This window comes from Psychrobacter sp. NPDC078409, from assembly GCF_050268505.1.
Taxonomy (GTDB): Bacteria; Pseudomonadota; Gammaproteobacteria; order Pseudomonadales; family Moraxellaceae; genus Psychrobacter.
The window spans coordinates 109,870-124,137 of sequence record NZ_JBNNGW010000004.1 but is presented as its reverse complement, the minus strand read 5'-3'; the positions used below and the strand labels follow the sequence as shown (position 1 = coordinate 124,137).

Below are 14,268 nucleotides of genomic sequence, written 5' to 3'. Positions count from 1 at the left end.
TAGCGCTGACAGAAACTATTTAAACACAATAAAAAAAGACAGCCTGTTATATAACAGGCTGTCTTTTTTATGAAGTGGTTTTACTTTATGAAAGCAGTATCCGTCATAAACATAATATTCCTACTTCTACCAAAACGTTGAGCTGTCCGCAAATTTTGCTAAACGTGCATCAATATGACTCTGGTCATCAGTCAGTATAGCCGTAAACCAACCCGCACCATATAAAGCATTAGCATCTGTTGTTGATTTTAACTCATAGAACTGCTGATATTGATTATCATCGTTCAGTTGTTCTAATGCCTTTTGCGCTTTTATCAGCCGTTTGAGCCAACGTTTGGTTTTCTTCTTAGCTTTTTTCTTGCTTAATAAAGGCGTAGAAAACTCACTGATGTAACGCAAATCTCTTAACTGATTGAGCAGGTCGCTTTCAGTGTGGTCATTATCAGCAATATCTGTGTTTAGATCTACGTCATCGCTCACAAGCTCGGTAACACTTACTTCATTACTTACTTCGTCAGCTTTTTTATTGGTTTTAAGGCATTTTTTATATTGTTTAGAGAGGACTTTCGTTAGCTTATCGCGGGCAAGCTGATCAGTCTGAGGTTCAATGCTTGGGTCGCTCATAGTAAAGGCAATCAGCTCTAGCAAGGTTATCTGAAAGTCATTGGCTTGCAGCGTATTGATAGGTGTGATCTTGATATCTTCGATATCTGTTGTCCAGTCAACGGCAGGCGCGCCACATGCTTGTAGTTCAGGTTCGATCTGTGCATTGATATAAGCAAGTTGATAGTAATCGCTAAGCAAGTTCGCAGTTTGCTTTAGTATCGGCAGCCATTCAGGATTAATTTCATCAGAGAAGTCAACAAATGCTTTCAACGCAGTACGCAAGCGATCAATACCAATCCGTAACTGTAAAATATGATCGTCATCTATGCTGCCAGCGACGATAGCACTACTATTTGGTAGTATCTGCAATAAGCAGTTGTGTACGACCGCACGTATAAAGGCAGGTGTGCTGCTGTCTTTGTCTATTTGCAATTGACTTAGGTTTGCGTTGACTGCTGGACTATGATTTTGTCCGTTAATAAGTAGGCCACCGTTTTCAGCTTTGGTAACGGTAGATAGACACAGCTTATAGCGCTTGCACCATGTTTTGGCAGTCGTAAATAGAAAATCTAAATCTCCTGACACCAGTTCAAACTCTATCTCTTGAATGGCCTTGCGTAGTGAGTCATCAGTACCATGAATAATCTCTCCCTGATCATAAGCCATTTCGATACAGTTATCGGTTTCATCCTCATTACTTTCTGTTAGCAACCGCGTAGTGCGCTCGACGTCAGTAACATAAAGTCGTGTTAGCGTCTTTGCTAGCTTTTTGAGTTTAAAGTCAACCAATGCTGCAGCGACTGAAGTGTCTTCATATATTGTCAAATCAGGTATCAACTCATTATTATCGAGCATCGCTTGTACTTGCTCATTATCGAGTACGGCATTGTGCTCCAAGCGTGCCGCGATACCATCACCACCAGCTTTAATGGTTTGTACCCATGTATCGCCTTCTTTGCGAATACGCAGACCGATACCTGCCTGTGCAAGCTGTTGGTCAGGCGTATCGTAATAATGTGCAGCCAGTTGCGTCACTTGTGAGGATTTAACGTGCGTTTGACGCATTAAACCCTTTAGCCGTGACTCTGGTACCAAAAACTTCAGCTCTATCTCTTGCATATTGGCTCCTAATAATTCTGACTGATGGCTCTGATTGATAGCTTTATTACTATTAGTCTACCATTCTCTGATTGTTTAAACCGCAATAAAAAACCGCCCTACATGATGTAGGGCGGTTTTTTAATAAATACTGCTAATGTGTCGGTTATTAGAACTGGTTCATCGTGTTCTTGCCGCCGCCAGCTTTCAGAGCGTTATCGCCTGAGAAGATTTCTTTGTGGTCATCGCCAAGGTCAGAACCAGCCATTGCTTGGTGCTTAACACAAGAGATGCCTTCGCGGATTTCTTTACGCTGTACGCCAGCTGCATAAGCAAGCATGCCTTCTTCACCGAAGTAGCCTTTAGCAAGTTCATGAACGCTAAGAGCAGTCGTGTGGTAAGTCGGTAGCGTGATTAAGTGATGGAATACACCAGCTTCACGTGAAGCATCACGTTGGAAGTTCTTAGCGGCTACGTCAGCGGCTGCATCAAGCTCAGTACCGTCGTAATCAGCACTCATCAAGTCATCTTTATTGTATGCAGAGATGTCTTTGCCCTCGGTTTCCCACTGAGCGATAACTTGCTTACGGAAGTTAAGCGTCCAGTTGAATGATGGGCTGTTGTTGTATACAAGCTTGGCTTTAGGCTGTTGCTCTTTAATACGGTCAACCATCATTTTGATGTGTTCTACGTCTGGAGTCGGTGTTTCGATCCATAGTAGGTCAGCGCCGTTTTCTAGAGCAGTTACACAGTCAAGTACAACACGGTCGATGTTAGTCTCTTCACGGAACTGATATAGGCCGTTAGGTAGACGAACTGGGCGTACTAGTTTGCCGTTATGCTTAAGTAGGCTGTCGTTTTCTTGAGCATTTTCTAGCGTTACTTCTTCCATTTCGATGAAATCGATGTATTTAGAAGCAAGGTCACCTGGCTCATTTGATACTGGGATTTTTTGTGTTAGTGATGCGCCTTCAGAATCAGTACGAGCAACGATAACGCCGTCTTCAACACCAAGCTCTAAGAATGCATAACGAATAGCGTTTAGCTTAGAGATGAAGTCTTCATGCGGAACCGTTACTTTACCAGCCTGGTGACCACATTGCTTAGCGTCAGATACTTGGTTTTCAACCTGAATGGCACAAGCACCAGCTTCGATCATTTGCTTAGTCAATAGGTAAGTGGCTTCTTCGTTACCGAAACCTGCATCGATATCAGCGATGATTGGCACAACATGTGAATCAAAGTTTTCAATTTTTTCTAGGATAGCTGAAGTGTCTTGGCCAGCTTCTTCAGCAGCGTTTAGCTCACGGAAGTAGTCGTTCAATACTTTAGCATCTGCTTGACGCAAGAAAGTGTAGATTTCTTCGATTAGCTTAGGTACTGACGTCTTTTCGTGCATAGATTGGTCAGGTAGTGGACCAAACTCAGAGCGTAGGGCAGCTACCATCCAACCTGAAAGGTAGATGTAAGTTTTAGAAGTCGTACCGAAATATTTTTTCTTAGCGTACATAGTTTGCTGTGCAACAAAACCATGCCATGCACCTAAAGACTGCGTGTACTGAGACGTATCATTGTCATAATCTTCCATGTCTTGACGCATGATTTTCGCAGTATATTTTGCGATATCCAAACCTGTTTTGAAACGGTTTTGTGACATCATACGTGCAGCATCAACTTCGCTAATGTTCTGCCAGTTGCCGTGCTTTTGCTTTAATTCACGTACTAAGTCGATCGCTGATTTATATGCAGTTGACATCTATAGTCTCCTTGGTGGGGTGTAAAAACAAATAAGTTAATTGTTAAAATGATGGGTCTGTCGCTTTACTAAAATCTTTGTACTAAAAAGTAATATTCAAAATTTGGTCTATCATTGATTTATCGAAGCTCTATTTACCCTAAACAAACCGCTAGGCTATTACAAGAAATTTGCTGAACTCAACAGTTGAAAATAATTGCTGGTTTATAAATATTTATCGTTTCTCACTATATATCTAAAAGGTATCTGAATACTTAATAGCCAGTGATGTCATAATTGGTAGCAAGAGATGTTACAATAATGAGGTCAATTAACCGTATTTAACGACTGATAAAAACCATTAATATATTACTTAGCGACGATATTTAATCGGATGAAAACAGCTTATGAACCTAAAGTTCGTCCTCTATGCTGCAAATCCTTTATAGAACTCACTATAACCACCTTACCAAGATTTATCTAATTTATGATAATTATCTTTGGTATTTCTGTATGATATAATGTTTATATAACAGGGCCTTACGATAGGTTGAATGAGTTATAATGGATGGCTAACAGAAAAATCCAGAACCAAATTAGTAAAAAATAATGAAATTATGCTGTTATAACGCACAAATCACCGTAGCAGCACTACAAATGCCAGCCTTAATATGGCGTTTATTCAAAAGCCAAGAGAACCAAATATGAATTTGCAGCGGGTTGATTTAAATTTATTAGTCCATCTAGATGTGTTGCTACGAGAAAAAAACGTTACTCGTGCAGCCGAGCAGCTTGGGATTACTCAGCCTGCTATGAGTAATATCTTGCGCCGTTTGCGTAAGCTGTTTAATGATCCATTATTGGTACGCTCATCTGAGGGTATGACCCCGACTGAACGCGCACTTGAGCTACAGCCGCGTATTCGCGAGATACTCGCTGACTTGACTCAAGTATTGGAGCCACGTACCGAATTCCGTCCTTATAGTACCTCTCGTGTGTTCCGTATCATGACATCGGATTATGCTGAAGCAACCCTAGTACCTAAGCTAGTAAAAGCACTACGTTCTGAAGCACCCAATGTGATTTTGGACTTTTTGACTCCATCAGATGTCTCTTACCGAGATATGGAGCAGGGACGAGTTGATTTAGCGATTAACCGTTTTAACGAAATACCTCAAAGCTTCCATCAGGTTCTGGTATGGCGTGATACTTTTAGCTGCCTATTATCTTCTGACAGTCCTTATGCCAATCGTTTTAATCTGAAAAACTATCTAAAAGCACAGCACGTTTGGGTATCCAAAACAGGAATGGGTGTGGGTTTTGGGGTTAATCCAGAGAAATCTGGTGGACTAGGGTCTATTGATCAGGCCTTGCAGCGCCTTGGGCAAAAACGTCAAATCAGTGTCTTTACTCGACATTATCAAATGCCTGCTATGCTTGCAGCAAATAAAGATTTGATAGCGACTTTGCCCACGCGTGTGGCAAGAATGCAGGCAAACAATGACAGTATCATGATGGAAGATCCGCCGTTCTTTATCCCTGAGTTTGAGCTTACGATGGCATGGTCACCTCTGTTGCAGCATCATCCAGCCCATCGCTGGTTACGTCAACTAATTATGCATGTAGCGCGCCAAGTCGTCGCTGAAGAAGAAAATCCACCACAAGAGATACCGGTTATTAATCATTTGTTTTGATTGGTTTGTGTGAGTTGAATCTATCTTCTATTAGAGCAGAATATTTTTGATTATCTGAATTTTTAGTAAGAGCATTTTTCTTTATCTCCCACTCTATATAGTTATTAGACCAGCCACTAGGCTGGTTTTTTGTGTTCTAGCATTTAATAGTTAGTATATGATATGTAGTTATACTTAATAAGTCAGTCACACTATTAACATCTTCAACACACTTCACAATATATTGTAAAACTCTTCATCAAATAGCTTGTTAAGATAACGGCAGATAGAAAACGAGCTACCGATAGATTGTGCTATCGACGTAAATTTAACAATTAAAGCTGTCACCGCAAAATAACTACGAGTGGCAATAAACTCGATCATAAATCTCAAATATAAATTCGAATAATAAGGACAGTAACTATGTCAGACATTACTACTATTAACCCAACCACGGGCGAAGAAATCAGTAACTACAATTATATGAGCAACGACGAAGTCAACAAGATTGTCGATGCTTCACATAACGCATTTTTAGAATGGCGTACAGTGAGTCACGAAGAACGTGGCCGTGTCATCAAGTCTATCGGTGATAAGCTGATGGAATATAAAGAAGAGCTGGCTAAGCTGATGACTGAAGAGCGCGGTAAGTTATATAGCCAAAGCATGCAAGAGATTGATCTTTGCAAAGCCATCTGTGATTACACTGCTGAAAATGGCGTCGCTTCTTTAGCTGATGATGTACGTGATATCGAAAGCATGAAAAAAGGGCTAGTGACGTATCAACCTATTGGTATTATCTACGGCATGCAGCCTTGGAACTTCCCAGCGTATCAAGTATTCCGTTATACCATCGCAAACTTGATGGCAGGTAACAGTGTTCTGCTAAAACACGCATCTAACGTAACAGGCTCTGGTCTATTAATCGAAAAAATTCTTCATGAATCTGAATTATCAAGTGATTTGTTCCGTACGATTATCATCGACCATGACCAGTCAGAAGCATTGATTGGCAATGACAAAGTACGTGGCGTGACACTAACAGGTAGTGATAAAGCAGGTGTGATCGTTGGTCAGCAAGCAGCTAAAGCGATTAAGAAAGCGGTATTAGAGCTAGGTTCAAACGATGCATTTATCGTATTAGAAGATGCAGATATCGAAACTGCAGTAGAAACTTGTACTCAAGCACGTTTAATCAATAATGGTGAAACTTGTGTAGCAGCCAAACGCTTTATCGTAGTCGATAGCGTATATGACGAATTCCGTAAACGTATCGTTGAGAAATTTGAAGGCACCAAAGCGGGTGACCCAATGGATGATAGCTCAGATATCGGTCCATTAGCACGTGCAGATCTACGTGAGCAGCTACATGAGCAAGTAGAGCAAAGTGTGGCTAAAGGTGCAACGATCGCTGTTGGCGGTAAAGTACCTGAAGGTAAAGGTAGCTTCTATCCAGCAACTATCTTGGAAAATGTTGAAAAAGGTCAGCCTGCATACGATGACGAACTATTTGGTCCTGTCGCTTCACTAATTCGTGCAAAAGATGAAGACGATGCAATGCGCATCGCTAATGACAGTCGTTATGGTTTAGGTGGCGCGATTTTCTCAAAAGACGAAGAGAAAGCTGTTCGTCTAGCACGTGAGCAATTCGATACAGGTATGGTCTATATTAATGGTTATGGTCTTGCCAATCCTGCACTGCCATTTGGTGGCGTGAAAAACTCAGGCTATGGCCGTGAGCATGGCGGTTTTGGTATCAAAGAGTTTGTCAACATTAAAGCGGTTCATGTATTCTAAGAATGAACTAATTAGACAAATTAGCTAAATAGATAACTATTTACGATTTTAAGTAATAATAAATGGTTATCAAATAAAAAAGCCCAGTTGCTCGTAATGAGTAGCTGGGCTTTTTATTGAGCTATATAAAGCATTATTAAAAGCAGTTTAATAAGCTGAGATTTTTATCCGTCTGTAAGCAATTGCAAAGGCAACTTAGGTAGGTAAGTCTCCGTTTGCGATGGTGTATTATTTGCTTCAAGTGATAATACATTTTTTGCTAGTAGTAAAATCGTCCAAGGTAGTAGCTGATGCTCAAGCTTCTGAACCCGTGACTGTAAGCTCTCTACTGTGTCCTTGATATCGACATTCAATACTGCTTGAGTTAATACCTGACCTGCATCAAGCTCCGCCGTCACTTTATGAATACTACATCCGTGACGACGTTCACCCGCTTGTATAACCCGTTTATGAGTATCTAAACCCTTATAAACCGGAAGTAGAGAAGGGTGAAGATTAATCATGGGCGCTGGTACATTATCAATGAATGAGCCACTTAGTACACGCATAAACCCAGCTAAGACGATCAAATCAGGTTGCCATGCTATTAGCTGCTCGTTGGCATGGGTTTCAAACGTCTTGATGCCCATACGTTTGCCATTAGCAACGTGTGACAATACCGCAACTGGAATATAGGCATCTTTAGCACGTGTCAACGCATAAGCATCTTCACGGTTACTAATAACACCAACGATTTCGACTGGTAGCGCACCTGCTTGCATTGCATTGATTAACACTTGCAGGTTGCTACCACTTCCTGATACTAGAACAGCAATACGCAATGGTTTGATAGGCTGGCTTGCGTTATCAATTGACATTAACGGTACACCACTGCATCCGCCTGGCCATCAGTGCTGCGTTTGACCATTTCACCTATTTGCCAAGCTGTCTCGCCTGCATCAGTCAAGGTCTGGATAGCAGCTTCTGCTTTGTCTTTTGGCATAACGATGACAAAACCAACGCCGCAGTTAAAGGTACGGTACATCTCGCTCTGCGCGATATTACCTTGGGTCTGTAGCCAAGTGAATAGCTCTGAGAACTGCCAGCTATTGGTATCGATGCTAGCCGCTAGGTTATCAGGTAGTACACGTGGCAGGTTGTCCGTTAGACCACCACCTGTGATATGTGACATCGCATGTAAAGCTGAGCTACCAAGCGTGTCTTGTAATGCCTTGATGGCTTTTACATAGATACGGGTAGGAGCCATTAAAGCGTCTTGAATAGGCTGACCATCTAGTTGCTCATCGCTGCTTGTAACATCCACACCGCTAACTTCGATGACTTTACGAACCAATGAGTAGCCATTTGAGTGCGCGCCACTTGAGGCAAGGGCAATCAGTACATCGCCTTCTGCGACATTTTCACCAGTGACGACTTCTGCTTCTTCAACCACGCCTACACAAAATCCAGCTAGATCGTAATCGTCGTCTTGATACATGCCTGGCATTTCAGCAGTTTCACCGCCGATAAGCGCACAGTTAGCAAGTTTACAACCATCACCAATACCAGTCACGACAGTCGCCGCAACATCAACATCTAGCTTACCAGTTGCATAATAGTCTAAGAAGAATAGTGGCTCTGCACCGCAAACCAGTAGATCATTGACGCACATCGCGACCAAATCAATACCAATCGTGTCATGACGGTTCAGCTGTAGCGCCAGTTTTAGTTTGGTGCCGACGCCATCAGTGCCAGAAACCAATAATGGTGAGGTATAACCTGTTGGGATACGGCATAACGCACCAAAACCGCCAAGTCCACCCACGACTTCAGGACGAGTAGTGGCTTTTGCAACGGACTTGATTCGCTGAACCAAAGCATCGCCTGCATCGATATCAACACCGGCATCTTTGTAGCTTAAAGAAGGCTTGTCACTCATAGTCATCTCACAGTTGGGGATAGATAATTGGAATTAGAAGGTAAAGTAATTGAGCACGCAAAAATCAGCGTTATAAAGTTCAAAAGCAAAGTTTAAAGACAGTGCGCGCATTATACCCAAAAACAGACCGTACTCGCAAAGCAACTTGCCAATATTTGACTAAGATTTGCATTAAGTGGCAAATAAGCCGTTAAGAAACAAAAAATGACTGATTTTTTATTGTACTCTGCGATAATAGAACGCTAAATTTATTGTCAATAATGGCCTTAATACAAGTCCAAATGTGATTGACAGAATAAAAACTAATAAACATAAATTTATTAAAAATTAGACTTTTTAGGAACGTTGATACGTCTCAGTTTAGCTAGCTAAAACTAATGAGAAAAGAAAGCAATTCGCCTAGTGACACATCGTGATGACGGCATTTATTTTTTTAGAAAATACTATTACTGACTGACTGTCACTTTTTTTAACCTCGTCCAACTATAGGATTACTTGCCATGATGAATCAACCAATAGATCCTTTTTTTCGGCGTTTATTTATTGTCGTGGCGTTAGTTGTGGCTGTGTTTCTCTTGTATTTAATGATGCCCGTCATCGTGCCCTTCGTTTTTGCCTTTATGCTGGCTTATCTATTTAATCCTCTAGTCAAGCGCCTATCAAAATACATCAAGCGCTGGGTCGCGATTATTATTGTCTACTCGACGATTACTTTGGGGATGGCGTTATTATTGTGGTGGTTGGTACCGACACTATGGCATCAGCTGCAAGCGGCCTGGGATTATTTGCCAAAGATATTTAATTGGTATAACCAAGTAGTACGAGAGTGGTTCAACAGTAATACTCGTATCAAACTGCCCCAATTAGAATCTAAAGAGTTTTCCGATACTCTCGTCGATTATATGCAAACGAACTATAAGTTTGCTGATGCTAGCACCATGATGAGCCAAATACTGACCTCAAGTATGAACTTCATCAATAATGCAGGTCTTATTGTATTGGTACCTATTTTAACCTTCTACTTCCTATTTAATTGGGATCAGCGCTTGCATAACTGGAAGATGGCGATACCAGGTGCTTACTGTCAAAAAGTGACTGAAATAGCTAAAGAATGTGATCTGGCATTGATGGCATTTATCAAAGGTCAATTGCTGGTAATGGTGTTGCTAGGCGCTATTTATGCCGTACAGTTGCAGCTTATCGGGCTAGAGCTTGGGCTTATCATTGGTATGGTAGCAGGCATTGCCAGTTTTGTGCCGTATTTAGGATTTGGTATTGGTTTTATCGCGGCTATTATTGCCTGCCTATTTCAGTTCGGATTGGACTGGACGTATTTGTCATTGGTCGTAGGTGCGTTCTTGATTGGACAAGCTGCAGAAGGTTATATCCTACAACCATTGCTGTTAGGTGATAAGATTGGTCTATCGCCATTGTGGGTCATATTTGCCGTCTTGGCTGGTGCCAGTCTACTAGGCTTTGTCGGTATGCTTATTGCCTTACCAGTGTCCGCTGTCTTAAATGTCTTGTTCCGCCATTTATACAACTACTATCGAACCACTGACTTTTATAAAGGTCGTAAACAACTGGCATTGTTTGAAAAAAGATAATTATCTTATTATTGAACATACTAGATAAAGATCGATATGCAATATTAGGATATGAACGCAATGATTGATAAGGCTTAATGGGTAAAAGACTTGTCAGTCATTTTGTAAATATGTTATATATAGGCGCAGTGTTGATAGTATCAACCGTTTTGGTACCAGTTTTGCTAACGTTGTTTTCAACAAAGTGACTGACCGATTTTTGCAAAGGCTATAGGGCCATTACTTACAGCTGTATCGGCTAGTATTGACAGTAATGAATACAGCTCAAAGTAACCTATCTTTTTTATTATATTTTTCCATTGCACTACGCAACACGAGTTGATGATTCATGGCAGAAGCACAGCTAAGTCTCAATCTGGACATTAAGCATGATGCAAGTCTCAGCGACTTTGCCGGTCCCGGTTGGATGTCGATTATTGATGCAGTACGGCAGTTACATGTCGGCCTGATCGGTCAACTATATCTGTTTGGTAGCCCTGCTACAGGTAAGTCCCATTTGCTGTCTGCTATTTGCGAGTCATTTATCGAGATGGACAAATCGGCTATTTGTTTGTCCCTTAACGAGCTGATTCATACAGATGTCCACGTACTATCATCTTTAGAAAACTTTGATCTGATTGCTATCGATGATTTGGAAGTGCTTGAGCAAAGCAGCCAGTGGCAAGAAGCTTTATTTCACTTGATAAATCGTAGTCGAGAAGGGCAACGCCAGTTATTGTTTGCCGCTAATAAACCAGCCGATGACTTACCATTCCAGTTAAGAGATTTAATGACACGTTTGGCACAAGCACCGACCTTTAAAGTGCCTACTGGTCATGATTTTGCAGACAGACAAGCATTATTACAGTCTATTTTGCGTCGACGTGGATGGCAGTTTGACGATCGAATTATTGATCATTTATTGACCGATGGACCGCATCGTATCGGTGCGATGATGGAAGTACTTAATTATATTCAACCAATGTTCTCTAATCTTGGTCGCAGCAATATCTCAAAAGCAGTCATAAGTGATGCTTTGCGTACCATCGATGAGCAGACGCTTGCCGCGGAACTGGCGGATATCGCTCAAGAAACACAAGTAGATAACGACACGCCTGATCAAGACCAACATACGATGCCACTTGATTTTTAGCAGCAAAACTCTTAGCAGTAAGACCTTTAGCAGCAAAAAATGAATAGCCGTAAGAATACGAATCTTTTGTCCAACTCGCTTTTACTATTAATGGAATAACTTATGAAATCGAATGCTTCTTTGCTAAAAAAATTAACGATAGGTACGTTATTGGTAGGTGCTGCCTCGGTCTCTATGTTGTCACAGGCAGCAGTGACCCTACAGGTTGATGACCATATCAAAGTAACTGCTATTAATGGGCAGGAAATTCAGCAGAGCGCTTTTCAGCCGCTGCAGAAAACATTTACGTTACAGCCTGGACAACACGCTATTACTGCTAAGTATGACCGTCTATATAACTTGCCTCGTGATCAGCACGACTATTTGCGTTCAGGTAACGTCAGCGTGACAGCACAATTGGCCGACAATCAAACATATCGTTTGACTATGCCTAATCAACCAGAAGCATATGAAGCTGCTAAAGACTATGCCAAGCAGCCAACGCTCGCTGTGCAACAGAACAATACGGTCATTGCTAGCCAGCAAAGTATGGTCGGTAATCAAGGCGGCATATTCTCAGGCATTGGTAAAGCATTAGGCGGCGTGTTCGGCGGTGCAGGTGATGCAGAGTTACAGAACCAACGTGCTATCGCCTCTTTAGATCAACCAGTAGTAAATACTACTAGCAACGTCAATACTGGTACGACTACTGTTAAGCAAGCATCTAGCGTAAACACTTCGACTAATACACTAGATACGTTTATGCAAGTTTGGCTACAAGCTACGCCTGCTGAACGTGAAAAAATGCGTCAATGGATCGAGAAATAAATTAATATCCTATAAAAGATAGACAATAAAAAAGCACCTAATTAGGTGCTTTTTTATTATTTAGAACTTGATAATTATTAGAGCTAGTAATGTTAAGCCGAACAAAATCTAACGACTATTAACCCAAAAACGCGTTATACATCCATACCAGTTTTTCTTGCTCTTGTACGTAAGCATCAACTAGGTCAGCTGAACCTTGGTCTTCGCTCTCTTCTGCTAGAGCTGATACTTGACGCTGTTCTGCAATTAACGCTTGCAAGCCAGTGACTACGCCTTTGACGCAGCTTGTACCATCTTTGACGTTTTTATCTTCACTGATACTAGTATGCTGCGTAAAGTCGCTGTAAGCGTGAAGTGGTGTACCACCCAAGGTTAAAATGCGCTCGGCAATTTCATCAATTTGGACCTGTAGTGACGTATACAATTCTTCAAATTGCGGATGCAAAGTAAAGAAATGCTCACCCTTTACATTCCAATGATAGCCACGTACGTTTAAATAAAACACGTGATATGTTGATAGTAGATTATTCAATTGAGCGATAACTTCGCTCATGTCTGCTTTTTCTAGACCGATCTGGTTAGTAGCATTATTAGAATTACTCATAGTATTGTCCTTATAGTGTGAGTGTAGTTATATGATAATGAACAAAGAAGAATAAAGACTCTAACAAATCAAAATACAGAGAAAAATACTTTAGTTTTCATCTGTATCTATTAATATAGACTCTATCTCTTCCTTTGATGCTTATAATAATAGCAAACTATTATTAATAAGTTAAATTTAATAAATACAATTTTACGATTGGTTTTATAAAACTTAAATCAAGTCTCTCTACTGTTCTTCTAAACGATAGAGAGACCTCATTACATTTACACTGGTGGCTGCAAGTTTTCAGGGTTTAAGCCTTTTACAGGAACCACTTCTTGTAAATGTTGACGTATCGTATCGATAGGAAACTTCTGTGCTTGCAAGCGTTTCGGTACGATTTGGCTACCTTGCTGACCTTTTAGCTCAAACATCATAAAGATATAGTCATCAGTCTCATCCCAGCTCTTGATAGAGGTCCAAGGAATAACTGCTTGCTGAGTCGCACCTGCACGCATTTGCATACCGCGCATTTGCGAGTTTTTCATCATATCAGGCTGGTTGCTTGGCATCGCCATGACTAGACCATGCTTTTGCACACCTAACTTCATCTGGCGCATTTCATCTGGCATCTCTTGGTCAGCCACTTGTTTGTCAAACTCTCTTTTTACGTACCATTTAAAACCTAAAGTACGCGCCAATAGATAAATCACTACACCAACCAGCATCAACCAAAATATGATGGTTGAATAGCCTGTTACAAAGATAAGTCCTGCAATAGCGAGTACCACAACCACTGCCATGATGATCCACTCTTTGGTCTTAAAGCTTGATAAACCAAAAGACGGGCTGGCACTGGCAAACAGTTCATACTGTGCTTGGTGAAATTCAGCCTCAGTTAAGTTTAAGGCGACAGGTTGGAGCGTGTAGGGGTACAGGGCCATAAAGGTTTCTCAAATACTTATATTAAAAGCGTTGGATTAAAACTGCCAAAGCGAAGCAGCGATGCCGTACTTGGCTAGAAGTGAATAAAGGTATGCGCTTATCTTACCGAAAAGTACTCCTAAATGAAACATATAAGCAAGACTGTTCACGGATAGATGTCATATTAATGACGTAGTTCACGCTCTATACTCAGCTTACTCAGACTAGACGAAAGCAAAAGTGAGCAATTAGAAATAGAATAACTTGTGATAAGCGATTAGCATAATGAACAAAAGCTAGTGAGAGTCAGTTAAAAACAGGGAAAAGCAGTCAAAGATATCCAAAACATGGTCAAATCTGCCGTGTCTTGGTATTATAGCGTCTA

The 14,268-nt window shown here is 41.1% G+C and carries 11 protein-coding genes; 5 read left to right on the top strand and 6 right to left on the bottom strand.

The window, feature by feature from the left end:
* Nucleotides 1-126: 126 nt before the first annotated feature.
* Nucleotides 127-1,725, bottom strand: coding sequence for a CYTH domain-containing protein (locus tag ACQKC9_RS09280; protein ID WP_427621537.1), 1,599 nt, complete (start codon nucleotides 1,723-1,725; stop codon nucleotides 127-129).
* 148 nt (nucleotides 1,726-1,873) lie between these two features.
* Nucleotides 1,874-3,460 carry an isocitrate lyase gene (locus tag ACQKC9_RS09275; protein WP_201548219.1) on the bottom strand — a complete coding sequence of 529 codons (1,587 nt, stop codon included), beginning with the start codon at nucleotides 3,458-3,460 and terminating at the stop codon, nucleotides 1,874-1,876.
* A gap of 683 nt (nucleotides 3,461-4,143) precedes the next feature.
* Here ACQKC9_RS09275 and ACQKC9_RS09270 point away from each other — a divergent pair.
* Nucleotides 4,144-5,133 carry a LysR family transcriptional regulator gene (locus ACQKC9_RS09270; protein WP_057761159.1) on the top strand — a complete coding sequence of 330 codons (990 nt, stop codon included), beginning with the start codon at nucleotides 4,144-4,146 and terminating at the stop codon, nucleotides 5,131-5,133.
* A gap of 402 nt (nucleotides 5,134-5,535) precedes the next feature.
* Entirely contained in the window at nucleotides 5,536-6,909 is a 1,374-nt protein-coding gene (locus tag ACQKC9_RS09265) for an NAD-dependent succinate-semialdehyde dehydrogenase (RefSeq protein ID WP_427621536.1), read from the top strand.
* Between the two features lie 164 nt (nucleotides 6,910-7,073).
* On the opposite strand, the gene purN is transcribed toward ACQKC9_RS09265, so the two are convergent.
* Nucleotides 7,074-7,766 carry a phosphoribosylglycinamide formyltransferase gene (gene purN / locus ACQKC9_RS09260; protein ID WP_427621534.1) on the bottom strand — a complete coding sequence of 231 codons (693 nt, stop codon included), beginning with the start codon at nucleotides 7,764-7,766 and terminating at the stop codon, nucleotides 7,074-7,076.
* Nucleotides 7,766-8,827, bottom strand: a complete 1,062-nt coding sequence (purM, locus tag ACQKC9_RS09255) for a phosphoribosylformylglycinamidine cyclo-ligase (protein WP_427621532.1) — start codon at nucleotides 8,825-8,827, stop codon at nucleotides 7,766-7,768. The genes purN and purM overlap by 1 nt, the downstream gene beginning before the upstream one ends.
* Nucleotides 8,828-9,327: 500 nt before the next feature.
* Between purM and ACQKC9_RS09250 the strand changes: the two genes are divergently transcribed.
* From ACQKC9_RS09250 to ACQKC9_RS09240, 3 genes are all read left to right on the top strand, one after another.
* The gene (locus ACQKC9_RS09250) at nucleotides 9,328-10,434 is read left to right on the top strand and encodes an AI-2E family transporter (protein WP_057761151.1); all 1,107 of its coding nucleotides are present in this window, start codon (nucleotides 9,328-9,330) and stop codon (nucleotides 10,432-10,434) included.
* 328 nt (nucleotides 10,435-10,762) lie between these two features.
* Nucleotides 10,763-11,566 (top strand): DnaA regulatory inactivator Hda, encoded by an 804-nt coding sequence (hda, locus tag ACQKC9_RS09245; RefSeq protein WP_420229410.1) that lies wholly within the window; start codon nucleotides 10,763-10,765, stop codon nucleotides 11,564-11,566.
* A 102-nt stretch (nucleotides 11,567-11,668) separates the two neighbouring features.
* Nucleotides 11,669-12,373, top strand: coding sequence for a DUF2057 family protein (locus ACQKC9_RS09240; protein ID WP_427621531.1), 705 nt, complete (start codon nucleotides 11,669-11,671; stop codon nucleotides 12,371-12,373).
* A 118-nt stretch (nucleotides 12,374-12,491) separates the two neighbouring features.
* On the opposite strand, the gene ACQKC9_RS09235 is transcribed toward ACQKC9_RS09240, so the two are convergent.
* Together ACQKC9_RS09235 and ACQKC9_RS09230 are read right to left on the bottom strand one after the other, a co-directional pair.
* Nucleotides 12,492-12,977 (bottom strand): Dps family protein, encoded by a 486-nt coding sequence (locus ACQKC9_RS09235; protein WP_427621530.1) that lies wholly within the window; start codon nucleotides 12,975-12,977, stop codon nucleotides 12,492-12,494.
* A gap of 266 nt (nucleotides 12,978-13,243) precedes the next feature.
* Nucleotides 13,244-13,903: a YcxB family protein gene (locus ACQKC9_RS09230; protein WP_427621528.1), complete on the bottom strand. Its 660-nt coding sequence runs from the start codon at nucleotides 13,901-13,903 to the stop codon at nucleotides 13,244-13,246.
* Nucleotides 13,904-14,268: the final 365 nt, after the last annotated feature.

Coding starts and splice junctions, on each gene's coding strand:
- ACQKC9_RS09280 (WP_427621537.1), bottom strand. CDS start 1,725: ATGCAAGAGATAGAGCTGAAGTTTTTGGTACCAGAGTCACGGCTAAAG.
- ACQKC9_RS09275 (WP_201548219.1), bottom strand. CDS start 3,460: ATGTCAACTGCATATAAATCAGCGATCGACTTAGTACGTGAATTAAAG.
- ACQKC9_RS09270 (WP_057761159.1), top strand. CDS start 4,144: ATGAATTTGCAGCGGGTTGATTTAAATTTATTAGTCCATCTAGATGTG.
- ACQKC9_RS09265 (WP_427621536.1), top strand. CDS start 5,536: ATGTCAGACATTACTACTATTAACCCAACCACGGGCGAAGAAATCAGT.
- purN (WP_427621534.1), bottom strand. CDS start 7,766: ATGTCAATTGATAACGCAAGCCAGCCTATCAAACCATTGCGTATTGCT.
- purM (WP_427621532.1), bottom strand. CDS start 8,827: ATGAGTGACAAGCCTTCTTTAAGCTACAAAGATGCCGGTGTTGATATC.
- ACQKC9_RS09250 (WP_057761151.1), top strand. CDS start 9,328: ATGATGAATCAACCAATAGATCCTTTTTTTCGGCGTTTATTTATTGTC.
- hda (WP_420229410.1), top strand. CDS start 10,763: ATGGCAGAAGCACAGCTAAGTCTCAATCTGGACATTAAGCATGATGCA.
- ACQKC9_RS09240 (WP_427621531.1), top strand. CDS start 11,669: ATGAAATCGAATGCTTCTTTGCTAAAAAAATTAACGATAGGTACGTTA.
- ACQKC9_RS09235 (WP_427621530.1), bottom strand. CDS start 12,977: ATGAGTAATTCTAATAATGCTACTAACCAGATCGGTCTAGAAAAAGCA.
- ACQKC9_RS09230 (WP_427621528.1), bottom strand. CDS start 13,903: ATGGCCCTGTACCCCTACACGCTCCAACCTGTCGCCTTAAACTTAACT.